This window comes from Arthrobacter sp. MMS18-M83 (assembly GCF_026683955.1).
In the GTDB taxonomy this organism is placed as follows: domain Bacteria; phylum Actinomycetota; class Actinomycetes; order Actinomycetales; family Micrococcaceae; genus Arthrobacter.
The window spans coordinates 1,287,904-1,313,053 of record NZ_CP113343.1; the positions used below are offsets into that span (position 1 = coordinate 1,287,904).

Annotated in this window: 25 protein-coding genes; 7 read left to right on the forward strand and 18 right to left on the reverse strand. The window is 64.1% G+C overall.

Annotated features, from left to right (window positions below; genetic code table 11):
• Positions 1–25: 25 nt before the first annotated feature.
• The 3 genes from OW521_RS06040 to OW521_RS06050 form a co-directional block, all read right to left on the reverse strand.
• On the reverse strand, positions 26–445 hold the full coding sequence (locus OW521_RS06040; RefSeq protein WP_268023766.1) for a DUF3151 domain-containing protein: 420 nt from the start codon (positions 443–445) through the stop codon (positions 26–28).
• On the reverse strand, positions 445–1,464 hold the full coding sequence (gene fbaA, locus OW521_RS06045) for a class II fructose-bisphosphate aldolase (RefSeq protein WP_268023768.1): 1,020 nt from the start codon (positions 1,462–1,464) through the stop codon (positions 445–447). The genes OW521_RS06040 and fbaA overlap by 1 nt, the downstream gene beginning before the upstream one ends.
• Positions 1,465–1,615: 151 nt before the next feature.
• Positions 1,616–2,293: a TrmH family RNA methyltransferase gene (locus tag OW521_RS06050; RefSeq protein ID WP_268023770.1), complete on the reverse strand. Its 678-nt coding sequence runs from the start codon at positions 2,291–2,293 to the stop codon at positions 1,616–1,618.
• A 106-nt stretch (positions 2,294–2,399) separates the two neighbouring features.
• Here OW521_RS06050 and OW521_RS06055 point away from each other — a divergent pair, with 106 nt between their 5' ends.
• Positions 2,400–3,230, forward strand: a complete 831-nt coding sequence (locus OW521_RS06055) for an HAD-IIA family hydrolase (protein ID WP_268023772.1) — start codon at positions 2,400–2,402, stop codon at positions 3,228–3,230.
• Between the two features lie 9 nt (positions 3,231–3,239).
• Positions 3,240–3,917 carry a tyrosine-protein phosphatase gene (locus tag OW521_RS06060; protein WP_268023774.1) on the forward strand — a complete coding sequence of 226 codons (678 nt, stop codon included), beginning with the start codon at positions 3,240–3,242 and terminating at the stop codon, positions 3,915–3,917.
• Between the two features lie 10 nt (positions 3,918–3,927).
• On the opposite strand, the gene OW521_RS06065 is transcribed toward OW521_RS06060, so the two are convergent.
• The 9 genes from OW521_RS06065 to OW521_RS06105 all read right to left on the reverse strand — a co-directional run bounded on the left by OW521_RS06065 (position 3,928) and on the right by OW521_RS06105 (position 13,276).
• Entirely contained in the window at positions 3,928–4,977 is a 1,050-nt protein-coding gene (locus OW521_RS06065) for an alpha/beta fold hydrolase (RefSeq protein WP_268023776.1), read from the reverse strand.
• Positions 4,978–5,036: 59 nt separating this feature from the next.
• Positions 5,037–5,609: an orotate phosphoribosyltransferase gene (gene pyrE, locus OW521_RS06070; RefSeq protein ID WP_268023778.1), complete on the reverse strand. Its 573-nt coding sequence runs from the start codon at positions 5,607–5,609 to the stop codon at positions 5,037–5,039.
• 187 nt (positions 5,610–5,796) lie between these two features.
• Positions 5,797–6,924 carry a Gfo/Idh/MocA family protein gene (locus OW521_RS06075; RefSeq protein WP_268023780.1) on the reverse strand — a complete coding sequence of 376 codons (1,128 nt, stop codon included), beginning with the start codon at positions 6,922–6,924 and terminating at the stop codon, positions 5,797–5,799.
• Positions 6,921–7,736, reverse strand: coding sequence for a ThuA domain-containing protein (locus tag OW521_RS06080; RefSeq protein ID WP_268023781.1), 816 nt, complete (start codon positions 7,734–7,736; stop codon positions 6,921–6,923). The genes OW521_RS06075 and OW521_RS06080 overlap by 4 nt, the downstream gene beginning before the upstream one ends.
• Complete coding sequence (locus tag OW521_RS06085; RefSeq protein ID WP_268023782.1) at positions 7,733–8,836, reverse strand: Gfo/Idh/MocA family protein; 1,104 nt, start codon at positions 8,834–8,836, stop codon at positions 7,733–7,735. The genes OW521_RS06080 and OW521_RS06085 overlap by 4 nt, the downstream gene beginning before the upstream one ends.
• Positions 8,837–8,901: 65 nt before the next feature.
• Positions 8,902–9,798: a carbohydrate ABC transporter permease gene (locus tag OW521_RS06090; RefSeq protein ID WP_268023783.1), complete on the reverse strand. Its 897-nt coding sequence runs from the start codon at positions 9,796–9,798 to the stop codon at positions 8,902–8,904.
• Positions 9,795–10,733, reverse strand: a complete 939-nt coding sequence (locus OW521_RS06095; protein ID WP_268023784.1) for a carbohydrate ABC transporter permease — start codon at positions 10,731–10,733, stop codon at positions 9,795–9,797. Before OW521_RS06095 ends, OW521_RS06090 begins: the two co-directional genes overlap by 4 nt.
• Positions 10,733–12,073 (reverse strand): ABC transporter substrate-binding protein, encoded by a 1,341-nt coding sequence (locus OW521_RS06100; RefSeq protein WP_268023786.1) that lies wholly within the window; start codon positions 12,071–12,073, stop codon positions 10,733–10,735. The genes OW521_RS06095 and OW521_RS06100 overlap by 1 nt, the downstream gene beginning before the upstream one ends.
• Before the next feature lie 189 nt (positions 12,074–12,262).
• A complete protein-coding gene (locus OW521_RS06105; RefSeq protein ID WP_268023788.1) occupies positions 12,263–13,276 on the reverse strand; it encodes a LacI family DNA-binding transcriptional regulator in 1,014 nt (337 codons plus the stop codon).
• Between the two features lie 111 nt (positions 13,277–13,387).
• Between OW521_RS06105 and OW521_RS06110 the strand changes: the two genes are divergently transcribed.
• Positions 13,388–14,029 carry an NADPH-dependent F420 reductase gene (locus OW521_RS06110; RefSeq protein WP_268023790.1) on the forward strand — a complete coding sequence of 214 codons (642 nt, stop codon included), beginning with the start codon at positions 13,388–13,390 and terminating at the stop codon, positions 14,027–14,029.
• An 84-nt stretch (positions 14,030–14,113) separates the two neighbouring features.
• Here OW521_RS06110 and OW521_RS06115 read toward each other — a convergent pair whose 3' ends face one another.
• From OW521_RS06115 to OW521_RS06140, 6 genes are all read right to left on the reverse strand, one after another.
• Positions 14,114–15,025, reverse strand: coding sequence for a sugar phosphate isomerase/epimerase family protein (locus OW521_RS06115; protein WP_268023792.1), 912 nt, complete (start codon positions 15,023–15,025; stop codon positions 14,114–14,116).
• Positions 15,022–16,257, reverse strand: coding sequence for a Gfo/Idh/MocA family protein (locus tag OW521_RS06120; RefSeq protein WP_268023794.1), 1,236 nt, complete (start codon positions 16,255–16,257; stop codon positions 15,022–15,024). Before OW521_RS06120 ends, OW521_RS06115 begins: the two co-directional genes overlap by 4 nt.
• The gene (locus OW521_RS06125) at positions 16,254–17,099 is read right to left on the reverse strand and encodes a sugar phosphate isomerase/epimerase family protein (RefSeq protein ID WP_268023796.1); all 846 of its coding nucleotides are present in this window, start codon (positions 17,097–17,099) and stop codon (positions 16,254–16,256) included. Before OW521_RS06125 ends, OW521_RS06120 begins: the two co-directional genes overlap by 4 nt.
• Before the next feature lie 2 nt (positions 17,100–17,101).
• Entirely contained in the window at positions 17,102–17,935 is an 834-nt protein-coding gene (locus tag OW521_RS06130) for a carbohydrate ABC transporter permease (protein WP_442781264.1), read from the reverse strand.
• Positions 17,936–18,018: 83 nt separating this feature from the next.
• Positions 18,019–19,014, reverse strand: a complete 996-nt coding sequence (locus tag OW521_RS06135; protein WP_268023800.1) for a carbohydrate ABC transporter permease — start codon at positions 19,012–19,014, stop codon at positions 18,019–18,021.
• Positions 19,015–19,026: 12 nt separating this feature from the next.
• Positions 19,027–20,382 carry an ABC transporter substrate-binding protein gene (locus OW521_RS06140; protein ID WP_268023802.1) on the reverse strand — a complete coding sequence of 452 codons (1,356 nt, stop codon included), beginning with the start codon at positions 20,380–20,382 and terminating at the stop codon, positions 19,027–19,029.
• Between the two features lie 185 nt (positions 20,383–20,567).
• On the opposite strand from OW521_RS06140, the gene OW521_RS06145 reads away from it, so the two are divergent.
• The 4 genes from OW521_RS06145 (at position 20,568) to OW521_RS06160 (ending at position 25,113) form a co-directional block, all read left to right on the forward strand.
• A complete protein-coding gene (locus tag OW521_RS06145; RefSeq protein WP_268023804.1) occupies positions 20,568–21,590 on the forward strand; it encodes a LacI family DNA-binding transcriptional regulator in 1,023 nt (340 codons plus the stop codon).
• A gap of 160 nt (positions 21,591–21,750) precedes the next feature.
• A complete protein-coding gene (nadE, locus tag OW521_RS06150) occupies positions 21,751–22,572 on the forward strand; it encodes an ammonia-dependent NAD(+) synthetase (RefSeq protein ID WP_268023806.1) in 822 nt (273 codons plus the stop codon).
• A gap of 274 nt (positions 22,573–22,846) precedes the next feature.
• Positions 22,847–24,577 carry an AMP-binding protein gene (locus OW521_RS06155; protein WP_268023807.1) on the forward strand — a complete coding sequence of 577 codons (1,731 nt, stop codon included), beginning with the start codon at positions 22,847–22,849 and terminating at the stop codon, positions 24,575–24,577.
• 29 nt (positions 24,578–24,606) lie between these two features.
• On the forward strand, positions 24,607–25,113 hold the full coding sequence (locus tag OW521_RS06160; protein ID WP_268023809.1) for a MarR family winged helix-turn-helix transcriptional regulator: 507 nt from the start codon (positions 24,607–24,609) through the stop codon (positions 25,111–25,113).
• The last annotated feature ends 37 nt before the right edge of the window (positions 25,114–25,150 follow it).

The following is a 25,150-nucleotide window of genomic DNA, read 5'->3' on the forward strand; positions in this document are numbered from 1 at the left end:
GCCGTCGTCGTCTTCTCAGCTGTTGTTAGCCTTCGATCGCTGCCTTCGCGGCGGGATCGGAGTCATTCAGGAACTTCTCGATCCGCTCCGGTTCCTCGGCTTCGCCAATGGCTGCGGATGCCCGGCCGAGCGAGTAGAGAGCGCGCAGGAATCCCCTGTTGGGCTCGTGCTCCCACGGGATGGGCCCGACGCCGCGCCAACCGTTGCGGCGCAGCGAATCCAGTCCACGGTGGTACCCCACACGGGAATACGCGTAGGAATCGATAGTCCGGCCGTCGTCCCAGGCTTCCTCGGCCAGGATCGCCCACAGCAACGAAGACGTGGGGTACTTGGCTACGAGGTCCAGGGCCTCCTGCCCCAAGGCAAGGTGCTGGTACACCTCGGTCTCGGCCGGCAGGAGCGTCGGCTCCGGGCCCATCAGGTTCTTGCGGAATTCGTCGGACATTAGAAGGTCTTACCTACCGAACCGAGCTGCTTTGCGGCTTCCACGATGCGGGCAGCCATGCCGGCCTCGGCGGAGGCTCCCCAGACGCGGGGGTCGTACGTCTTTTTGTTGCCCATTTCGCCGTCGACCTTCAGGACGCCGTCGTAGTTGGAGAACATGTGTCCGGCAACCGGTCGGGTGAACGCGTACTGGGTGTCGGTGTCGATGTTCATCTTGATGACGCCGTAGGAAACGGCGTCGGCGATTTCCTGCTCGGTGGAGCCGGAGCCGCCGTGGAAGACGAGGTCGAACGGGTTTTCCTTGCCGATCTTGGCACCGACTTCGGCCTGGATCTGCTTGAGCAGTTCCGGGCGCAGCTTGACGTTGCCCGGCTTGTACACGCCGTGGACGTTGCCGAAGGTGAGGGCGGTCAGGTAGCGGCCGTTCTCACCCGCACCGAGTGCCTCGATGGTGGCGAGGGCGTCTTCGGTAGTGGTGTAGAGCTTCTCGTTGATCTCGTTCTCGACGCCGTCTTCCTCGCCGCCGACCGTGCCGATTTCAACCTCGAGGATGATCTTGGCTGCAGCCGCGCGTTCCAGGAGTTCGCGGCCGATGCGCAGGTTCTCGGAAAGAGTCTCGTGCGAGCCGTCCCACATGTGCGAGTTGAAGATGGGGTCCTTGCCGGCCTTGACGGCTTCCTCGGAAGCGGCCAGCAGCGGAAGAACGAAATCAGCCAGCTTGTCCTGCGGGCAGTGGTCGGTGTGAAGGGCGATGTTCACGTTGTAGTTCTTCGCGACCTCGCGGGCGAAAGCCGCGAAGCCCAGGGAGCCGGCAACCATGTCCTTGACTGATGCGCCGGACCAGTAAGCCGCGCCACCGGTGGAGACCTGGATGATGCCGTCCGACTCGGCCTCGGCAAAGCCGCGGATGGCGGCGTTCAGGGTCTGCGACGAGGTGACGTTCACTGCCGGGAACGCGTATCCACCGGCCTTCGCGCGGTCGATCATCTCGGAGTAAATCTCTGGGGTTGCGATGGGCATGCTGACTCCTATGCTGATTTTCGTCTGTGGGTTTTGTTGACCCTGGAGTAGACCTATACGGCTAGGCACCATCCTAGCGACTTCGAATCAGGCACAGTGTTTCCGGTCACGGAGACGGGTAACACTTGCGCCCTTTGCCGCCGGGCCCCTCTTAGGACACGAGCTGCCCGAAGTTGTGGCGCCGTATCCAGGCGTGCATCGCGATTGCCGCAGCCGACGCCGCGTTCATGGACCGCGTGGAACCGTACTGCTCGATCGACAGGGTCGCGACGGCGGCTTCGTGCACCTCGGGCGTCAGGCCGGGGCCCTCCTGCCCGAACACGAGCACGCAGTTGCGCGGAAGGTCGTAGGTTTCCAGCGGCACGGAATCCGGGAAGATGTCGATCCCGATGATGGCCAGCCCCTCCCCCTGCGCCCACGCCACGAAGTCCTCAACGGTGGGGTGGTGGCGGACGTGCTGGTAGCGGTCGGTGACCATGGCTCCGCGGCGGTTCCACCGGCGTCGTCCGATGATGTGGACCTCTTTGGCGAGGAACGCGTTGGCTGTGCGCACCACCGTCCCGATGTTCAGGTCGTGCTGCCAGTTCTCGATGGCGATGTGGAAATCGTGCCGGTGGGCGTCCAGGTCCGCCACGATCGCCTCGTGCTTCCAGTACCGGTATTTGTCCACCACGTTGCGGCGGTCGCCGTCTGCCAGGAGGTCCGGATCCCAGTGTTCGCCTTCCGGCCAATCGCCTTCCCAGGGCCCGACGCCGACCTCCGGCTTCGCTTCGGGCTCACCCTCGAGGGCGGTATCAGTATGGGCTGGGTTCTGGGGCCGGTCAGTCACTCCTCAACCCTAGCCCGGGGCACCGTAACGCAGGGCGCTCGGGTGTCTCGGAGACCGAAAGATGAAAGACTTGGGACGAGAACCAGCCAACACGCGGAGGAAAAGCATGGAGAACGCAACCGAGGCCCCGAAAAGCTCAGCCATTTACCGCAACGGCCATGAGATCGAATGCTGGCTCACGGACATGGACGGTGTCCTGGTCCACGAGAACCAGGCGGTCCCAGGAGCCGCCGAACTGATCCAGCGCTGGGTGGATACCTCCAAGCGATTCCTCGTCCTCACCAACAACTCCATCTTCACGCCGCGGGACCTGGCTGCCCGGTTGAGTTCCTCCGGACTGGAAATCCCGGAGGAGAACATCTGGACATCGGCGCTGGCCACGGCACAGTTCCTGAAGGACCAGGTGCGCGGCTCGGATTCCGGCAACCGCGCCTACACCATCGGTGAGGCAGGGCTCACGACGGCGCTCCACGAGGCGGGCTTCATCCTCACCGACCAGAACCCGGACTTCGTTGTGCTCGGCGAAACCCGCACCTACTCCTTTGAGGCCATCACCATGGCCATACGCCTGATCCTGGCCGGAGCCCGCTTCATTGCGACCAACCCGGATGCCACCGGCCCGTCGAAGGATGGCCCGATGCCCGCCACCGGAGCCATCGCGGCGCTGATCTCCAAGGCGACCGGCCGCGAGCCCTACATTGTGGGCAAGCCGAACCCCATGATGTTCCGTTCGGCCATGAACCAGATAGACGCGCATTCGGAAACCACCGCCATGATCGGTGACCGCATGGACACCGACATCATCGCGGGCATGGAAGCCGGGCTGCACACCGTCTTGGTGCTCAGCGGCATCACCCAGCGCGAGGACATCGCCGCTTTCCCGTTCCGGCCGAACCAGGTCCTGAACTCGGTAGCGGATCTCAAAAGCCAGATTTAGGCTGATGCCATGGCTGTGCTGAACCTGCGTTCCCTGGCCGGCGGCCGGATCCTCCGAGGCAGCCAGCCGTTCGGCATGGACACCGCGGCGACAGCCGCTTTCTTTGAATTGCACGGCATCCGGACGGTCATGGATCTGCGCAGCGGGTACGAACGCGCCATCGTGCCGTGGCAACTAGCCAACGGCGCGGTGGAACTCGTGGAGAACCCCCTCGATCCGCGTGTCGCCTCGGCCGGGCTCCAAACGATCCACACAGCCGAAGACCTTGGCGAGCTCTACCTGGGCTGGGTACGCACCCGCCCGGATTGGGTCGCGGAATCCCTGCGTCCGGCCGCCCAAGGCAAGCGGACGCTCATCCACTGCTCCCTCGGCAAGGACCGCACCGGCGTCGTATCAGCCCTGGCGCTCCTCGCGACGGGCGCCGACCGCGCCTCCGTTGTGGCGGACTACGCTGCCAGCACTGAAGCTCTGCCCCTGATGCTGGAGACCATGGCGGCAGCGTGGCGGTTGGCCGTCCCCGAGGTACCGGAGGGGGCGTTCAGTCCCTCGCTCATGCTGCTGCAATCCCCCGAGGCTGCCATGGAGTACTTCCTGGACCGGTTCGCCCGCGAGTTCGGCAATGCGGCGGACTACCTGCACGACGCCGGCCTCAGCGGTGCAGAGTTGGACGGACTGCGGCGGGGGTAGCCAAGGCTGGTCAGCTGATGACCACCCGCGAGCCGGCCCTGGGCAAGGGGAAAAGCTCGTTCTGCAGATCCTCGATGATCGGATTGTAGACAAAAGGGTTCCACTGCGGACTCGCGTGGGCGGGGCGGGCGCCGTCGGTCCTGCGTCCCGCGGAAGCCATGTTGAGCGGGAACGTCTTGGCCCACCCTGCCCGGGCAGTCTCGTAGTTCACGGTGTCATCGCGGGGATTTCCGATGAAAGCCATGCGCGTATCCCCCAGCCTGTCCGTAAACCGGGTGCCATCGAAGTGGTAGATGTAGTCCGATTCGCCCTGGATCAGGACACTCGACGGAGCGATCGGCGATAGCTGCTCGAGGGTCTGGTCCCAGATCTGCCCCCACGTGCGTTCATGTTTGTTCACCACTCGCTCGCCCAGTTCGTAACCGCCGCGAATGACCGACGGAACCTGGAAGCCACTCTCGTACAAGAACACCACGCCGTCGAACCAGCTTTGGTCGAGGATGTCGTATTTGCTGAACGGCGAAGAATCCAACAGGATCAGCTTGACGCCGACGTCGTTCCGTTCACGCAGGAGCGCGGCCACTTCAGTGGCCAGCATCCCGCCGAAGCTGTGGCCATAGAAGTAGACCGTGTTCAGTTTCCGCTCATTGATGTAGCTGACGACGGCGTCCGCCACCTCAGCGACGTCCAACCCCAGGTTGGAGTACCCGACGGCGGCCAGCTGGCCTCGCTGCCGCAACGAACCACGGAGGGAATTGAGGATCCATTGCGCTTCTTCCCAGCTGGTCTTGTAGCCGGGAAAAAGAATCCAACTCGAGTTGGGGTAAGAGGACTCCGCGAAGCCATCCCCAACAGGGAGGATCTTGGTGGTCCGGCGCTCGGCCTGGACCTGGCGGGTAAACAGCATGTCCGCCGCGAGGGCCGAGGAAGCGCCAGCGCCGATCAAGAAGGTCCTACGGGAAAAACTCTTCAGTTCAGCGGCATGGCGAAGAACCTGGGCTGGGGAGCCCGGGTCCTGCCAGCGCTGCTTACGAGGGAATTTCCCCGCCTGAAAGTCCACCCAGCCAGCTTAAGCGCTTGGGCTGACGGTCACACGGTCCCCTTCAGTCCCGCCCGAGGTTAGTCGAGGCCGAGTTCGTCTTTGCCGAAGGCGAAGAGGTATGGGACGCCGGTTTCGGCTTCGATCTTTTCCTTGGCACCAGTGTTGCGGTCCACGATCACGGCCACGGCCACCACGTTGCCACCGGCTTTGCGGACGCCCTCGACGGCGGTCAGGGCCGAGCCTCCGGTGGTGGACGTGTCCTCGAGGACCACGACGTTGCGGCCTTCGACCGAAGGGCCTTCCACCTGCCGGCCCATGCCGTAGGACTTCTGCGCCTTGCGTACCACGAAGGCGTCAACGGCACGGCCAGCATCAGCAGCAGCGTGCATGACCGCGGTGCCGACCGGGTCTGCCCCCATCGTCAGGCCACCGGCGCACTCAACGGCAATTCCGGCGTCGTCGATCATGGACAACATGACCTGGCCAACCAGCTTCGAGGCCTCGTGGTGCAGGGTGATGCGCCGCAGGTCGATGTAGTAGTCCGCCTCGGCGCCGCTGGAAAGGATCACCTTGCCGCGGACCACCGCTAGTTCTTTGATCAATTCAAGGAGGCGGGCACGGGCAGCGGCGGTGTCAACGGCGGGAGTCATGGTCCCTATTCTACGTAAAGCCGTTCGGCGCCGGGGAATGGGCACATCGTCCCCCGCGATGCGCGTCGTGCCCTGCGACACCGGATTTCGGGTGTCCTGAGCCTCCTAGTGTGACGCGAAGTAAATTCCGCGTCGCCAGCCCCAGCCGTGGCACCGTCCGCGCACGCGGCTGGGGCATCAGGCGCACTTATACCTGGAAGACGGCCGACTTGGCCGCGGCGGATTCCTCGATCGCGGCCAGGACGCGCTGGACCTGCAACCCCTCCTCGAACGACGGCGACGGTGGGGTCCCGCCGCGGATCGCTGTGAGGAAGTCGCGGATCTGGTGGGTAAAGGTGTGCTCCCAGCCGATCACGTGGCCCTGCGGCCACCATGCCTCCACGTAGGGGTGCCCGGGCTCGGTGACAACGATCCGGCGGAAGCCCTGCTCCACTGCGGGCCCGGTAGCGTCGAGGAACTCGAGCTCGTTGAGCCGCTCGAGGTCGAACGCCAATGCGCCCTCTGTGCCATAGACCTCGATCCGCAGCGAGTTCTTCCGCCCGGTCGCAACGCGGGAGGCCTCCACCGAGGCGATGGCCCCGCCCGCAAGCGCCAGGGTAGCCCACGCGGCGTCGTCGACCGTTACCTCCTCAGTCCCGTCCGGGCCCGGGCGGTGGCCCACGAAGGTGTGCAGGCGACCGGAAGCCTCGATGACCCTGTCGCCCAAGAGGTACTGGACCTGGTCGATCGCGTGCGAAGCAATGTCTCCCAGTGCCCCGGACCCGGCGGTCTCCTTCCGCAGGCGCCAGGTCATCGGCGACTCGGAGTCCGCGAGCCAGTCCTGCAGGTAGGAGGCGCGGACTTCGCGGACCGTGCCGAGCCGGCCCTCGGCGATGAGTCCGCGGGCGTACGCGAGTGCGGGTAGGCGCCGGTAGTTGAACCCGACCATGGACAACACCCCGCGCTCCCTGGCCGTCTGAGCGGCAGCGACCATAGCCTCGGACTCCGCGAGCGTGTTGGACAGCGGCTTCTCCACGAGCACGTGCTTGCCGACCGCGAGGGCCGCGATCGCGATCTCGGCGTGCAGCCAGCCCGGGGCGCAGATGTCAACGATGTCCACATCGTCCCGAGCGATGACCTCGCGCCAGTCCGTCGCGGACTCTGCCCACCCGTACCGGGCAGCCGCCCCCGCGACTTGCGCGGCGTCCCGGCCCACCAGCACGCGCTGCTCCACGGCCGGAACATCGAAGTACGCGGCCACGTTCCGCCATGCGTGCGAATGCGCCTTGCCCATGAATGCGTACCCAATGGCGGCCACGCCCAGCGGACGACTCATCGCAGAACCTCCTCAGGCAGGATTGACGATTCCGGACCATGCTGGGGTTCGGGCGAAGTGTGGGTTTCGAACCAGCCCCGCGGCTGGTTGCTGACTTCCGGAGCAACCCGGTCCGTTTCAGGCTGCGCGGCCCAACTGACACCGTTCGCGATGACCCGTCGGACCTGCGGATGGTGGTAGACCGGGTACTCCTGGTCTCCGGGGCTGAAGTAGAAGATCCTGCCCTTGCCCCGAGTGAACGTGACGCCCGATCGGAAGACTTCGCCGCCCGCGAACGAGCTGATAAAGATGAGGTCGTCCGGATCCGGAATATCGAACAGCTCTCCGTACATCTCCTGCTGGGGAATGACAATCGGGTTCTCGACGCCGTCAGCGATGGGGTGCGAGGGTTTGACCGTCCACACGAGCTCGCGCTCGCCATCATTGCGCCATGCCAGTGAGCAGCTTGTGCCGAGGAGCCGGGTAAATACTTTAGCGAAGTGCCCCGAGTGCAGGACGATCAGCCCCATGCCGCCGAGAACGTGCCGCTGGACGCGCTCGACCACTCTGTCATTGACTTCAGCGTGGGCTTTGTGGCCCCACCACAGCAGCACGTCGGTCGCCGCCAACGTCTCCTCCGACAATCCGTGGTCCTCGTCCGAAGCGAGCGTGGCCGTCGAGATGTCGGCGCCGGGAATGGCCTCGCGAATGCCGTCCGCGATCGCGCCGTGGATGCCCTCGGGATAGATCCGCCCGATGTGTTCGGGTTCATTGAGGGACTCGTGAACTCCCTCGTTCCAGACAAGGACGCTCAGTTTTCCGGCGCTGTTCACAGCTGGACCTCCTTAGCTTCGCGAGCGGACAGGTAGCACGCATCGATGATCTCCGCCCGGCCCAGGGCCAGGGAACCGTCGTGATCCCCCCACACGCTTTCGCCGCCGCGCACGATCTGCACGAAATCTTCCACGACGGCCTGATGACCCCGCCCCGGCTGGGCTTCAGGCATGTAGTCTGCGTTCTCGCCGTTCCTGTCGGTGAAGATCGTGAGTTCGCCAACAGGGGCGGACGGTGATCCTTTGGCCTTCAATTCGGCGCCCCCGTCCGTACCGTAGACCATGAAGCCGATCAGGTCATCCGTCTCTCGGTAGCTGGCCCAGCCTGCCTCGATGAGGAGGGTTGCGCCGCCCTCCAGCCTGAGGAACGCAGAGGCGAAGTCTTCGACTTCGAAGGCGTGCTCAGCGCTCATGGGCGAGAAGCGTGCACTACCACCGCGCCCCTTGGGCCCCAGCTCGGCATGGACGGTCGCCGAGACACTCAGGACTTTCGGCTCGCCGAGCAGGTGGAGGGCATAGTCAAGCACATGGACGCCGATATCTGCCATCGGGCCGCCTCCGGAAAGCTCCGGGTTCGTGAACCAGCTCCCGAGCCGGGGAATGCCGGTGCGGCGGAGCCACGACGCCTTCGCGTAGTAGGGGCGGCCGAGCTCGCCCGCGTCGATGATGGACTTGAGCTTCTGAATGTCTCCCCGGCGCCGGTGATTGAAGGCGACGTCGAGGACCCGGCCCGCCTTGCGGGCTGCGGCGACCATGGTTCGGCCTTCCTCCGCAGTGCGGGCGAGCGGCTTCTCACTCAGGACGTGGAGTCCGCGCTCGAGGGCGGCGACGGCGATGGGCGCGTGCAGAAAGGTCGGAACGGCGACGCTGATAGCGTTGAGTTCTTGGTGCCCGATCATGTCCTCCCAACGGAGGAAGGCATGCGGAATGGCGTATTCGGCCTGGAGCGCGAGGAGCAGTTCCTCCTCCATCCCGGCGACGGCGACAATCTCGATGCCGGGAATTGTGCTGTAGGCCTTCAGGTGCTGCTGGCCGGCCCAGCCGATACCGACCACGCCGACCTTGAGTGGTGCGGGAGCTTCGGATTTCTCGGGGTTCACGGAAATGGTTCCTTATCTACGATGTAATTTCGATCTACGGTGAATTGGGGGGTAGGTGGCTTGGTTCAGCCCTTGACTGCTCCGGCGGTCATCCCGGCGACAATCCGCTTCTGGCAAATGAGCACCAGGACTACCAGCGGGATCGTGACGATGACTGAAGCGGCGCTGATTCGGCCAAGTGGAACGTCGAATTCGCTCATGCCGTTGAAGAAGGCGATCGCCACCGGTACCGGCCTGGCAGCCGGAGAGCTCGTCAGGGTCACGGCGAGGAGGAACTCGTTCCAGACCGAGATGAACACCAGGATGGCGGTGGTCGCGAGGCCCGGGACGGCGAGCGGGAGAATGACCCTCCTAAACGCTTGGAACGGCGTGGCCCCATCCACGTAGGCGGATTCCTCGAGTTCCCGCGGGATGTCCCGGAAGAAGGAGGTCAGGGTGTAGATGGCCAGCGGCAGCGCAAACGTGAGCTTGGGAATGATGAGGCCCAGAAGCGTGTCGTAAAGGCCGATCTCCCGCCAAATGGCGAACATCGGGGCGGCAATCGCAATGGCGGGAAACGTCGTGACCGAAAGGACCAAAGTCAGGATGAGGGCCTTGCGGCGCATCTTCAGGCGCGCAAGAGCGTAGGCGGCGAACGAGGCGAACACGAGCGCGACGACGGTGGTGACGACGGCGATAATCACGGAATTGCGCAGCGCCAGGAGGAAGTCGGCGTTACCGAACACCGAGAGGTAGTTGTCGATGGTCGGTTGACTCGGGAAAAGCTCGCCTTGACCCAGGCTCGCGCCCTTCTTCAGCGAGGTGCTGACAAGCCAGTAGAAAGGCACAAGGGAGAACCCCATGACGACGACGGCGAAAATCCACACGAGCGGGTGAAGTCGGGTCCTGCTGCGCCTAGGCCTTGTGGCACGGGTGGTCTCGAGCTGCTCGGCGGAGGGCCGTGAGGCGGTCAGAGTACTCATGGGCGGTCCTCCCGCGCGATGTCGCGGATGTTTCCGCCTCCGAAGCGGATGTACACGGCAGAGACGATCATGACGGTCAGGAAGGTGAGGATGGAGAGCGCGGAGCCCTGTCCGACGAGCCGGTTCTCGTTCAGTTGGCTGTAGGCCAGCATTGACATGGACTGCGTGCCGTTGGCTCCATGGGTGAGGACGAACGGCAGGTCGAAGATCCTCAGCGCGTCCAGCGTCCGGAAGATCGCGGCGAGGACGATTGCGGGCCGGAGGAGCGGGAGCGTGATGTTGACGAACGTCTTCCATTTGCCGGCCCCGTCGAGTTCGGCGGCCTCGTAGGTCTCTTGGGAGATGGTCTGCAGTCCGGCGAGGATGATGAGGGCAGCGAACGGCGTCGTCTTCCACACGTCCGCCATCACGATCACGGCCATGGCGTAGCCCTGCTCCCCGAGCCAAACAACTCCGGCACCCGGAAGGTGGAGTGAAGCGAGGATCTGCGGCACGAATCCAGTGGTCGGATCGAACATGGTTTGCCACGTGATCGCGCTGACCACAGTGATGATCGCGTAGGGCAGGAGGACAACCGTGCGGAGCAGCGCTCGGCCTCGGAAGGCGAGGTTGAGCAGCAGCGCCATCCCCGTCCCGAGAACCATCTCGAGTGAGACAGAGCAGGCCGCGAAGAGGAAGGTCTGGCCGAATGCCTTCCACCACTCCGGACCCGCGAGGGCGTCAACGTAGTTGCCGAGCCCCACGAACCGCGAAAGCCCGGCCTGGCGGACGCTGTATTGGTTGAAAGAGAGCCAGATGGCGAATCCGATCGGCACGGCCGCTACGAGCGCCATGAGGATAAGGGATGGCGCGGTCATGCCGGCGGCGAGGCGCCGCTCTGCACCGTCCCGTTTGCTGGGATGTCGGCGGGCTGCAAGGGGTCGGATCGCCGTCATCAGAAGCTCGCCTGGGCGCTCTTGATCTGATCGGCCATCTTCTTCACGGCCTCGTCTGTGCCCGAGGTTCCCGAAAGCACGGAGTAGACGTTCTTGTAGATGGCTTCAGAGATCTGCGAATAGACAGGAGAGACAGGTCGAGGCTTGGCGCCCTTGACGGAGAGCAGGAGCTCCTTGGCGAAGGGCATCTTCGCCAGGACGTCCGCGTCCGAGTAGGCCGCCTCGTCCACGGGTGCCTGGGAGTAGTCCATCGCAACGTGCTTCTGCCATTCAGGAGTGGACTCGAAGTTCACGAAAGCCACGGCGGCACCCGGGTTCGACGAGAACGCCGAGATTGCCAGGTTCCACCCGCCGAGTACGCCGCTGCCCTTGGAAGTGCCGTCGAAGGCCGGCAAGGGAGCGACGCCGAACGTACCCTTCAGCCGTGTCGCGTTCAGTTGCCCGTAGACGTTCGGCCAGTTGCGTTCATAGCCGAACTTGCTGGACTCGTACGCCAGGCGCGACGCGTTCTCATCGTAGGTCAGCACAGCCCGGTCGGCAGAACCGTTCTTGATGCCCTTCGCCATGAAGTCGAGCACCTTGCGGGTTTCAGGCGAATCGACCTTGACGTTCCCGTGATCGTCGATGACCTCACCTCCCGCGCTGTAGAGGAGCTCGAGGAAATTCACGGTGAGGCCTTCATACTGCTTGCCCTGGTACACCAAGCCGTTACCCGGAGACTTTGCTGCTTCGGCGTACACCTGCTGCCAGGTCTCGGGCTTCGCCACCTTGTCCTTGGCATAGTAGATAAGACCGGCATTCGTGTAGAACGGAGTGGCCCAGGACTTGTCCTTGTATTGCGTGGTGGCGACCGTTGACGGGATGAGGGTCCCCTTGACGGCGTCGGTCACCTTGCTCATGTCCTGGAGCCAGCCCTGCGAAGCGAATTCGGGAGTCCACGTCACGTCCGTGAGATACAGATCGCACTCGCTCGACTTCGCCTGGAGCCGCTGCACCGCCTGGGTTCGGCTCTCGTCCGTGGTGGCGCCCAGGACGGTGTACTTCGCGGTGATCCCGGGGTTTGCCTTCATGAATGCGTCGACGGTGCCTTTGTAGAGGCCCACGGAGTCCCTTCCGCCGCAGATCGAAAGGCTCCCTGAGGCGCCCTTTGCCGAAGCCGGATCCACGACGTGGACCGCAGGGCCGGCCGACGGCGATGCGTTGCTTCCGCAGCCGCTTAGGGCGATGCTGATCGCGCCGGTGACCGAAAGGACGGCGGCCATCCTCCGGCGGCGGGACGAACGACGGCGGCCGCCGAGAGATCCGGCAAATGATGGGGTAGAAAAGGGGTTGATGTCCACAGATTGCTCCTTGGGGATCGAGTGCCTCAGGGTAGGTCCAGCTCTGGTGGATCGATTCGGCAACAGTGCCGAATCGATCCACCACAATTTCAAAAAACTAGCGCATCCAACCGGCTCCAACTTTGCCGGATCGATTCAGCACTCCGCCGATCGTGTCAGGTGACACGCATCACTGTCAAGCATTTTCTGTCAAGGAGCGCTGTGGCACCCGCACGATTCCCTGACCACGAGTTCCGGGGCGAAGATGCGCTCGGAGATACCGGTGGAGGGCTCGGCGATTTCGTCGAGGAGCAACTCGGCGGCCGCGCGCCCGAGCCTCTCGGGTCGGGTCGCGACTGACGTCAGGGGAGGCTCCCAGAGCGCCGCTGCCCGAACATCGTCATAGCCGATCACCCGAACATCTGCAGCTCTCCCTGCGACGCGCAGGGCCCGGTAGACGCCAAAGGCAACCGCGTCGCTCTGGCATATGATCGCGTCCGGGAGTTGGCCTCGCGCTAGAAGCCGTTCCCCCGCCTGCAGGCCGCCGGCACCGTTCGACGGACTCTCGATGTCGATGAAACGGTCCGGTTCCACCCCGGCTTCCGCCAGCGCCGATCGCACGCCCTCAATCCGGTCCCGGCGCGAGAGATGACCAGCCAGCCCGCCGACGAACGCGAACGTCCGGCACCCATGGCCCAGAAGGTGTTCCGCCGCCAGGCGGCCCCCTAGGCGATCATCGGGTCCAACATACGGAGCAGAAACGCCTTCCAAATACTTGGTCACGAAGACGTGCGGTATGCGGGAAGCCTCGAGTCCTTCGAGGAAGCTCCGCCCTGAGCCGGTGGCCGGCATGATGGCAAGCCCGGCGACCTGGTACTCACGAAGCTCCGCTACGAGTTCGTCCTGCCGCACGGGGTCGTCCGAGGACGCGACCACGAGCGAGCGGAACCCTGCCTCAGCCAGCGCTGATTCGAGTCCCACGAGGAGCTCGCCAAAAAAGGGGTTGGCGATGTCGGTGACAACGACTCCGACGGTTGTGGTCCGCCGGGTGCGAAGCGATGCGGCTCCACGGTTGTAGACGTACCCGAGCTCGCGTATTGCTTGGTGCACCCGGTCCCGGGTCTCGGAGGACACGCGCCCGGTGCCGGTCAGCACGTTCGAGGCGGTGGTCCTGGACACGCCGGCGTGGGCGGCGACGTTCTTCAGCGTGACAGCATGGCCCATCCGCAAAACATAGCAGGAACTCGCCGAATTAACGGCGGCGCTTCCACTCGCCTCGGCGTCACCGGCCGCGACCTGCGAAATATCCTGGCCGGGGGCGGTGTTGGCGCAAATATGACAACAATCGGAATCATCGGTGCAGGACACATTGGCAGCCAAGTCGCCCGCAAAGCGGTTGAGCTTGGGTATGACGTAGTGATCAGCAACTCGCGGGGGCCGGAGACGCTCGCGGAACTGGTGGCAGAGCTGGGCACACATGCACGGGCCGCAACACCGGCCGAGGCAGCAGCGGCGGGCGATTTCGCCGTCGTCACCGTGCCTCTCAGGAGCTACCGGGACATTCCCGTGGAGCCCCTCGAGGGCAAGATTGTGATCGACACGAACAACTACTACTGGGAGCGGGACGGCCGCATCCCGGAGCTGGACAAGGGAGAGACCACCACGTCCGGGCTGCTGCAAAAGCACCTGCCCACGTCCAAGGTGGCCAAGGGCTTCAACCACATCATGGCGAAGGAGATCACCTCCGACGGTAACCCGGCGGGCACCGAAAACCGGCGCGCGCTGGCCACCGCGAGCGACTACCCCGAGGCGGCCGAACTCGTGGCGAAGCTCTACGACGAGTTCGGCTTCGACACCGTGAATATCGGACCGCTGGATGAGAGCTGGCGCGCGGAGCGTGACCGCCCGGCCTACGTGATTCGGCAGAATGCGGCCGAGCTCAAGGACAACCTGGCCAAGGCGGCACGCATCATCTGACGCACCTCCAAACAACACAGCAGCCGCTTGCCTCCGAAGGCAAGCGGCTGCTGTTGTGTTTCAGCTTCGAAGAGAGCGGATCCGTCAGGGTGCCGGAGCGGGATCGACGACGGCGAACCCAGCCAAAGCGGCAGCCTTGCGGACATACGCCAAGTTCGACGCCGTCCGTTCCTCCAAAGGAAGCTCTGTGGAAAAGTCCTCCAGAGTGACCCAGGAGTCGTAGCCAACCTCTGCGAGTGCCCGGAAGTAGCCGAGGACGCTTCCCTGCCCCTCCGCCAAGGGGGCCCATTCGTTGACCCACACAGCCGCGCCGGATTCGTCCTTCGAGTCGGTGCGGACCCAGCGTGCGTTCTTCACGTGGACATGCGCCAAGTACGGGCCAAGGAGCTGGAGTGCAGGCAGCGGCGATTCCCAGCCCTCGATCAGCAAGTTGCCAAGGTCATGGATAACCCCAACATGCTGGGGATCCAGCCCTTCCAGCAATCGCCTTGCCGACGAGGCCGAGGCCGTCACCGTTCCATGGTGCAGTTCCACGAGCGCCTTGACACCGTGGTGTGCAGCGCGGCCGGCAATCCACTCGTAGTGTTCCCGGGTAGCTTGGAAGAGCTCCGGGTAGGACAGGCCGGTGGGTTCCTGGCCACCCATGTTGGAGTTGCCAAGCGGCAACACGTTCACGCGGACCTGCTTGGCACCCAAGGCCGCAGTGGCAGCGAGGACACGATCGACGTCGTCGTGGTTATCGCAGCGGGCGTAGCCGCCGAGACCCGAGAATTCGAGCCCCGACGCCGCGGTGAGCCGGGCAATCTCAGGGATCGAGTCCTCCAAACCCGTCATGGGCCAAGTGGCGCGGTTCCCGGCCCAGAAGCCCGGTTCCGCCGCCTCCGCCTGATCGGTGACCCGCCATTCGATGCCGTCCCATCCCTGGGCAGCAAGCTTTGTGGCGGCTTCTTCGGGCGACCATTCGGGCGTGGAGGCGGTGAAAACGGAAAACTTCATGCCGAAACCCCCTGCCGCCGGTCGGCGCCGGCGTTGCCGGTGCTGACTTCCACGGTGTTGTACTTTCCAGCAAGGACATCGGCGATCAGCACGGGCTGGCCCAGGGTGGCCGAGACATACAGGGCACGCACAGTGGCAAGGGCGGTCACGGCGTCCTGCACGGTAACCCCGGCGGGGCGGCCTGCGCGGATCGCTGCAACGATGTCGCGGTACTGGCGGACATGTCCAGCCGGGTAGACGGTTGGGTCCAGCGCTTCCACTTTGTCGTCCGGGTATTTGGCGAGCTCGACGGCGGCCTGGTTCCCGCCGCCGAGGATGCCCATGGCATTGCTCTCCGCTGGATCAGCCGCGTCGGAAGCGTGGAAGTACGCGAGATCGTCGTTGTCGATCACCGCGGAACCCTTGCTTCCCATGACCTGCAGGCGAACCGTCAAGCCCGGGTACGCCGCCGTTGTGGCGTGGAGTACGGCAAGGGCGCCTGACTCAAACGTCAGGGTGGCCACAGCGGTGTCCTCCACCTCAACGCCTTCGTGCGCCAGCAGCGCAGTTTTGGCGCTGATCTCGACGGGCTGGCCGAGGAACCATAAAAGCAGATCCACGGTGTGGACGCCTTGGTTCATGATGGCGCCACCGCCGTCCATGGCCCAGGTTCCGCGCCAGGCGCCGGAATCGTAATAGCCCTGGCTCCGCCACCAGCTGACCGAAGCGACGGCGGAAGTCAGGGTACCGAAGCGTCCAGCACGGCGGGCCTCGTCCACCACCCGGCTGGCCGGATCGAAGCGGTGCTGGCTGATCACGGTGGCCACCAAGCCCTTGGCCTCGGCGGCCTTGGCCGCGACAAGGATCTCGTCCGCCCGGCTCAAGTCGACGTCGAGCGGTTTTTCGATCACGACGTGCTTGCCGGCGTCGAGCGCTTCCAGCGCTTGCTGGATGTGGAGCCCACTGGGCGTCGCGACGATGACCAAGTCCACCGGGGCAGCGGCGATCGCCTCGGCCAGGGTCAGGAAAACCGCCGGCTTCGGGGCACCATGGTCTTCGATCTTGGCGGCGAGCGCCTCGGAAGCCTCTGCAATCTCATCCACCAGCGCCGTGATGACGACCTCCGGAAACTCCTGGACCGCAGCCGCGTGCGTGCGGCCGATGACTCCGCACCCCACGATTGCGGCGTGAATTGGTGCGCCGGATGCGCCGGGCACGCCGCTGCCGCCTTGGCTCAAGTTTTCCTCTGTCACTTGGTTTCCACTCCTGCTTCATTGAGAACTTTCGCGAATGCCCTCGCAGCGATGCCAAACGCTGTCGGGCCGGAGAAACCGCCCAATCCGTGGGCACCGGCGAGGTGCGGTTCGAGGCTGGCGAAGCCGGTGTAGCCGTCGGCTTTCAGGGCCTCGACGGTGCGGAGGACATCGCCGTCGCCCTCGCCGGCCGGGACCACCGTGGCGTTCGAAAACAGGGCGTCCTTGACCTGCAGGTATTCAACGTGCGGGCGCAGCTTGGCGTAGCCCTCGTCGAAGGGCTTGACGCCCACCTGGACGAAGTTGGCCGCATCCCAGGCGAGTTTCAGTGCCGGAGAATCCACGGATTCGATGATGTCAAGAATCCGCTCCGGGATGTCACCGAAGATGTCCTTCTCGTTTTCGTGCAACAGGACGACGCCGGACTCTTCAGCCACGTCCGCGAGGGCGCGCATGCGTTCGATAACGTCGTCCCGGATGCTCTCCACCGCCACGTCCTCGCCGTAGAAGAAGGAGAAGATCCGGATGTAGCGGGATCCCAGGACATGCGCGGCGTTGACGGCCCTGCGGAGCCGTTCCACCTCGTGTTCCACGGGAAGGGAAACATCCACTTTCCCGATCGGCGAGGCAATCGCGGAAACCTTCATGTCCGCGGCATCCAGCAAGGACTTCAGTTCACCAAGCTGCGCGTCATTCAGATCCACGATGTTGGTGCCCCATGCACTGCGGACTTCAATGTGGTTGGCTCCCAGTGCCTGCATCACGGCAATCTGGATCTTGGGGTCGTCGTCGATCTCGTCACCGAAGCCCGAGAGCTCCCATTCAACAGCTGGCGTGCTCATAACTACTTAACTCCTCCGGCGGTCAGGCCGCCCACTAGGTAACGCTGGAAAATCAGGTACAGGATGACCACCGGGGCAGCACACACGAGGGAAGCCGCCATCATCTGGCCGTAGAAGGGAATCGCGCCGCCTTCTTGCGAGGCACCGAAGACCTGGAGCGCGACGGCGGCCGTCTGGCTTTCGGGCCGCGTCATGACCGAGGCGAACAGGACGTCGTTCCAGCCGAGCAGGAACGCGAAAATACCGGAAACAACGACGCCGGGCCAGCTCAGCGGGAGGATGATCCGGACCAGCACGCCTAGGTTACTGGCGCCGTCGATCCTTGCAGCTTCTTCGAGTTCGCGCGGCAGGCCGCGCAGATAGGTGACCATCACCCAGGTGGAGAACGGCATTGCGAACGTCAGATAGGTCACGAACAGGCCCCACTGGGTACCGATCACCTGGATGCCAAGGTAGCTCGCGGCCGACGAGAACAGCACGAATACCGGAAGCACCATGAGCGTGCCAGGCACCGATTGAAGTGCCAGGAGCCCACGAAGGATCGTCAGGCGGCCTCGGAACTGGTAACGGACCAGGACGTACGCGGTGGCGATCGACATCAGCGCGGAGACCACGGCGGTGGAACCGGCAACGAGCACGCTGTTGGCCAGGCCAGTGGCCAATCCAACGCTCGTCCAGATCTTGGTGTAGTTCTCGAAGGAGAACGTGGACGGGAGGAACTCGCCACGGGCCACGCCGATGTCCGAGTTGACGGATGCCAAGAAGATGTAGGCCACCGGAATGAGCACCAGGGCACACAGCGCCGTCAGGATGATGGCAAGCATGGGTCCTGGCATGAGCCGGGTGACTTCGTGCTGGCGTTTGGAGCCCGGGCGGAAGTCTTCGCTCGAACGGCGTCCGACGGCGGTAGTTGCGGTGCTCACTTTTTGCCTCCGGGGGTTTCGGCGTCGTCGAGTTTGACGGCCCGCAGATAGACGAACAACGGGATCGCGATCAGGATCAGCGAAATGAACGCCATGGCCGCGCTGAGCCCGAACCTGAAGCTCTGGAAGCTGGTGACGTAGGTGAGGATCGGGAGGAGCTCGACGTCTGACGGTGCCGGTACCCCGAAGAGGACGAACGGCAAGGTGAAGTTGTTGATGTGGTGCAGCATGCCGATCAGGAACGCCAAGGCGAGCGGACCCTTCAGGTAGGGGAAGACCACATAGCGGAGCTTGTTCCACCACAGTGCACCGTCCAGGGCCGAAGCCTCGTGGACCTCGTGGTCCACGGACTGCAGTCCGGACAATGCCAGCAGGTAGACGAACGGCCACGATGCCCAGATCTGGACCAGGATCAAGGTCCAGAATGACTGTGGTCCGTTGAGCCAGAGTCCGGCGTTGATACCAACGGAGTGCAGCGCCGAGTCGATGACACTGCCCGGCTGGAACATGGTCCGCCACACCGTGGCCACCACGAAGGACGGCAGGACATAAGGGATCAGGAAGATAGAACGGATTACCGCGCGGCCTTTGAATGCGTTCTGGGTCGCGACGGCGCCGGCGATGCCCAGCGGGATAGTGACAACCATGGCGAGCAGCGAGTAGCTGACACTGAGCCAGATGGCGTGCAACAAAGGCGATGCGGTCAGCGCTTCAACGAAGTTCTGCACTCCGATGAACGGAGCGCTGACCCACTTGCGCAGCGAATACTGGTCCAGGTCCAGCCCCGACATGAAGATGCCGAGCAGGAGCGGCAGCACGATGATGATCACCATCAGCAGGCCGCCTGGAATCAGCATCCACAAGGGGCGGTTGCGCTCGCTCAGCCCCTTGCGGCGCCGCGGCACGTTTTCGGGCGACTGCGGGCCCGGCTTGGCAGCATGGGACGATTTGCGGCGCGATGCCTTGCCCGCAGTCAATGAATCGGTGGACATGTCAGTTCCTACTTACTTTGAAGCCCGGTCAAGTGAGGCCTGGCCCTTGGTTTGTGCGTCCTTGAGGCGGGCCTGCAGGCTCGAATCGTCCACGGAACCCTTGGAGAGGTCGGGGATCGACTGGACCACTACGTTGAGCAGAGCCAGCTGGATGTCGCCCCAGGCACCGGTGAACGGCGTGGCCTTGGACTTTGCAGCGGTGTCGGCAACCGGTTTCAGCGCCGGGTTGTCCAGCGCCTTCAGGGCCTCGGCGTTGGCCGGCAGATCTCCGAAGATCTTCTGGAAGTTCAACTGCTCGTCCTTGGACGTGATGAGGTTGACGTATGCGAAGGCCAGGTCCTTTTGCTTCGAGTAGTCGGCAACAACCACGTTGTCACCGGACAGGATGCTGGCCGCGTTCGCGGCGTCTCCCTGCGGAGACGTCTGGCCGGGTGCCGTCGTCGGCATGGTTGCGTAGGCATACTTACCCGCAACAGCGGACTTCTCGAGGGTCGGGAGGGAGCTCGACGTCGTCATCATCAAGTAGCCAGCCTTGCCTGAGGCAAAAGCGGCCACGGCGTTGCTGTTGCTCCATCCAATGGAAGCCGGGTCAACTACCTTGTCCTTGGTGAGCCAACCGAAGTAGGTGTCGTAGGCCTTCTTCACAGTCGGATCGTCTAGCTTCAGCGTCTTACCGTCCACCAGCGGGTTGCCTGCCTGCACGGACATCGCCCAGATGAACTTCCAGGGGTCGTAGTTGTCCTTGTAGCCGGTGGCCAGTCCAAACGTGCCGGTGGTCGGGTTGGTCATCTTCTTGGCCTGGGCTGCGAGCTCATCCCAGCTGCTAGCGGGCTTGTCGATCCCGGCCGCGGCCAGGAGGTCCTTGTTGTAGGCCATCACGAACGGCCGGCTGACAAAGGGAATGCCTGCCTGGTGCTGGGCGTCGGGGCCAGAAATGCCCAGGGCTGCCGGGTTGAACTTGTCCTTGCCACCCACCTTCTTCCAGTCGTCGTCGGAGAGGGTCACGAAGGCCTTGGTCGCGTACGCGGTGGGGGTGAAAGTGGTACCGAGGCTGTACACGTCGGGACCCTGTCCCGAGACGACGGACGTCTGGATGCGGGTCAGTTCATCGTTGGCGGAAGCGAACGTCTCGAACTCGACGTCGGCACCGGTCTGCGCCTTGAACTTGGCGGCAATGTCGGTGAACCACTGCTTTTGTTGAGCAGAATACTGCGCGTTGACACCTGTCAAGACGCTCAGCTTCTTGCCCTTGCCGTCAACGGGGCCAGCACTGCCTCCGGAGCTAGTACTCCCGCCTCCGCAGGCGGTCAAAGCTAGGGCTGCTGTTAGGGCAACAGCGGCAAATTTGGCGGACGATGCAAACTTCATTGTTTTCCTCCCTGGAAACCCGATGACCTCAATGGCGTGGTGCGCGTCACATCGGGTGATTGCTCCGAGTCTAGGCATGCGCAACAGCGATGACAAGCGATTGCCAAAAATTGTCATCGGTGCTGCAATTGTGGGACAAGTCACTCATTGTTGAGAGGCTGCGGCAGATGAGGAATACCCAGACCATGCCAGAACTAGAGCTCCAGTCACCGGGCAGGCAGCCCACCATCCGAGACGTCGCCGAGCTTGCAGGAGTGGCGACGTCCACTGTCTCGCGTGCCCTGACCAATCCCGGGAGAGTGAACCATGTGACGCGCGTGCGGATCGAAGAAGCAGCCGCGCAATTGAACTACATACCAAGTTCCCAGGCCCGCGGGCTGAGCTCGGGACGCACGCAAACCGTCGCCGTCCTGGTCCCGGACATCACCAACCCGTTCTACTTCGACATCATCCGCGGTACGCAGCACCAACTGAAGGCTGCCGGCTACACGCAATTGCTTGTGGACACCGAGGAATCAGCGGAGATGGAGGCAGATGCCCTGCAGAAAATGCGCCGCTCGGCCGACGGCTTCATCCTTGCCGCGTCCCGACTGACGGACGAACAGCTAACTGAAGCAGCAGCACAGCAGCCCCTGGTCACCATCAACCGGGCCCCCGCAATTGCGCCCACCGTGGTGATCGATACGCCGTCGGCCATCATCCAGGCCCTGGAACACCTGGTCTCGCTGGGCCACACGAGGATTTGCTTCGTCGGAGGCCCGGCCACCTCTTGGTCCAATGCCAAGCGGTGGCAGGCATTCCAGGTTGAGACCAAGGAACGGGAATTGACCACTTCCAGCGTTGGGCCGTTCGCACCCAAGACGACGTCCGGCGCGGCTGCCGCGGACGCCGCCGTGCACACAGGAGCCACGGCATGCATCGTCTTCAATGACCTGCTGGCCATCGGCATGCTGCAGCGGCTGCGCGAACGCGGCATCCGCGTGCCCGAGGACATGAGCATTGTGGGTTGCGACGACATCTTCGGAGCCGATTTCTGCAACCCTCCACTGACCACCATGGCTTCCCCTATTGAACAAGCCGGGCGCGTAGCCGTCTCAATGCTCCTTTCCCGGCTGAATCCACAGTACGGCGGCACCAGCCGGCGCCTGGCCGTCATGCCCACGCACCTCACGGTCCGGGCGTCGACGGGGGCCGCCCCGGCGCACTGAATGGCCCCGGCCTTCCCAACTAGCACGCAATAGATGTCGTTTTGGAGCCTCATAACGACATCTACTGCCAGTCAGTTGGGTGGGTTTCCGGCACTCCGCGGTACAACACTTGAAGTGACACAGTTGAGTGTTTCGAGCACTCATTACTAGTGTTGGGGACATGCGCACACTCAAGGCCACGATCATTGCGGAAATGGGCGTCCAGCCCCGGATCGACCCTGCCGGGGAGGTCCGCAAACGGGTCACGTTCCTGAAGGAATACCTCAAGGCCACGCACACCAAAGGCTTCGTGCTGGGCATCTCCGGCGGGCTGGATTCCTCCCTTGCCGGGCGACTCGCACAGCTGGCCGTCGAGGAACTCGAAGCCGAGGGCGTCGAGGCAAACTTCGTGGCGGTCCGGCTCCCCTACGGCACCCAGCATGATGAAGACGACGCCCAAGCCGCGCTGGACTTCATCCAGGCCAAGACCGAATGGACGTTCAACATCTCCCGGGCAGTCGACGGCTTCGAGGACGAGTTCGAAAAGACCACGGGCGCGCGCATCTCTGACTTCCACAAGGGAAACACCAAGGCCAGGGCCCGGATGACCGCCCAGTATGCCCTCGCCGGCGAGCACAATTACCTGGTGATCGGCACGGACCACGGAGCCGAATCCGTCACCGGGTTCTTCACCAAGTTCGGCGACGGCGGCGCGGACATCCTGCCGCTCTTCGGGCTCAACAAGCGGCAGAACCGTGCACTCCTCGCGGAGCTGGGCGCCCCGTCCCGCATTTGGGACAAGGTCCCCACCGCCGATCTCCTGGACGGCAAACCGGGCCGCACCGACGAGGACGAGCTCGGCATCAAGTACGACCAGATCGACGACTACCTTGAAGGCCGGGAGGTCCCTGACGAGGTGGCCGAGTCCATCGAGCAGAAGTACCTGCGCACGCGGCACAAGCGCACTGTTCCGGTCACGATTTTCGATACCTGGTGGAAGTAGCAGTCACCTTAAGCGAGGCCCCGCCGTCACGCTGAGCGACTTTTTGCAGCGCGCGACGGCGGTCTGCCGCGCCGTGACGGGGGCGCCGCCGTCATTATCCCGCAAAAGTGTGCCTGGCGTGACGGGCCGCAACCGCCCCTGCATCCAAGTCCCCGCGTCCCACTGCCCCTTCCAAACCCTTGGATGTCCTAGTATATTGCTGGTGAGGCGGATCACACGGCCAGCTTGTCCCCGGTCCGCGCTGATCCCATCCACGCAGGGCGAAAGGCAGACAATGACAGTCACCGACGACTTCCGTGCAGCCCGCGACCGGCTCCTTGAGCTGCGCACCGACTACTCCCAGGCACACGGCGAATTCCAGTGGCCCCGCTTCAGCGAGTTCAACTTCGCCCTCGACTGGTTCGACCAGATCGCAGCCAACCCAGGCACGGCCAACAACCCGGCGTTGGTCATCGTCGAACAGGACGGCAGCTCCACCCGCCGCAGCTTCTCGGAACTCTCAGCACGGTCCTCGCAGCTTGCCAACTGGCTCCGCGGCAAGGGTGTCCGCCGCGGCGACCGCATGATCATCATGCTTGGGAACCAGGTAGAGCTGTGGGAACTCATGCTCGCCGGGATCAAACTGGGCATCGTCCTCATCCCGACCACAACCCTCATGGGCCCACGCGACATCACGGACCGCGTCGAGCGCGGCGGCGCCCGCTGGGCCGCCGTCGGGAGCGCCAACATCGCCAAATTCGCCGAAGTGCCCGGCGATTACACCCTGATCGAAGTGGGCGACGGCGGCCCGGCCGGCGGCCTGCACCCAGCCGCCTTCCAGTACGCCGAAGCCGATTCCGCCGAGACCGAGTTCACGCCGGACGCCCCCACCGCCGCCGACGAAACGATGCTCCTCTACTTCACTTCCGGCACCACGTCGCGGGCCAAGCTGGTGGAGCACACCCACACGTCCTACCCCGTGGGGCACTTGTCCACCATGTATTGGATCGGCCTGGAACCCGGGGATGTCCACCTCAATGTGGCCTCTCCCGGTTGGGCCAAGCACGCGTGGTCCAACGTTTTCACGCCATGGATCGCCGAGGCCTGCGTCTTCGTCTACAACTACGATCGCTTCGACGCGAAAGCCCTCATGGAACAGATGGGGCGCGAAGGCGTCACGAGTTTCTGCGCCCCGCCCACGGTGTGGCGCATGCTCATCCAAGCGGACCTGACCCTGTTGAAAAACCCGCCCACCAAGGTGGTTTCGGCGGGTGAGCCGCTCAACGCCGAGGTGATCGGGCAAGTGGAGAGGGCCTGGGGCCAGACCATCCGTGACGGCTTCGGCCAGACGGAATCGACTGTTCAGGTCGCCAATACCCCCGGGCAGCCGGTCAAGACCGGTTCCATGGGACGGCCGCTGCCCGGTTACGACGTTGTGCTTGTTGACCCGGCCACCGGTGAAGAGGCCGACGACGGCGAGCTTTGCTTGCGCTTGGACCCTCGCCCCGTGGGCCTCATGAAGTCCTACTTCGGCGACCCTGAAAAGACAGCCGAAGCCTTCCGCGACGGCTACTACCACACAGGCGACATGGCCAGCCGGGACGAGAACGGCGTCATCACCTACGTAGGCCGCGGGGACGACGTCTTCAAATCCTCGGACTACCGCCTGTCCCCCTTCGAACTCGAAAGCGTCCTGATCGAACACCCCGCCGTAGCGGAGGCCGCCGTCGTGCCTTCTCCTGATCCGGTCAAGCTCTCGGTGCCCAAAGCGTTTGTGGTACTCGCTGCCGGGTACGCGCCCGGGCCGGCTGTGGCTGAGGACATCCTCAGGTACTGCCGGCAGCATCTGGCTCCGTTCAAGCGCATCCGGCGTCTCGAATTCGGCGAGCTGCCCAAGACGATTTCTGGCAAGATCCGGCGTGTCGAACTTCGAGGTACGGAAGTGGCCCGCCACGGCGACGGTCCGCTGCCTGCCGGCCTAGGCGTCGAGTACACCGAGGACGAGTTCCCGGGTCTGAAAGAATAGGCAGCCACCAACCAATGTCAGGAGGCACCGTGGGCAGCCCGCTCCCCCGCGACCCCATCGCGGACGCCCAGCGAAACTGGGAACGCCACGGCTGGGGCGAAGTCGCCGCGCCCATGGCGGCCATCACCGCGATCATGCGCACGCAGCAGATCCTGCTTGCCCGGATCGAGGGCGTGCTGAAGCCGTTCGGCCTGACCTTCGCACGCTATGAGCTCTTGGCGCTGCTCAGCTTCGCCCGCAGCGGCGCGCTGCCCATGAACAAAGCCAGTGCGCTGCTCCAGGTTCATCCGACATCGGTGACCAACGCCGTCGACCGCCTCGAAAAGGCAGCCCTCGTGGCCCGCTCCCCGCACCCCACAGACGGGCGAACCACGCTGATCGAGCTCACCGCGGAGGGGCGTACCCTCGCGAAGCGCGCGACGGCGGCGCTCAACAGTGAGGTGTTCGGCCAGTCCGGCTTCGGCGACGACGACGTCGAACACCTGATCCGTGTGCTGGGCGACTTCCGCAAGGCCGCTGGAGACTTTACGGACTGACGCAATGTACTGACCACATTATGAGATATTCATATCA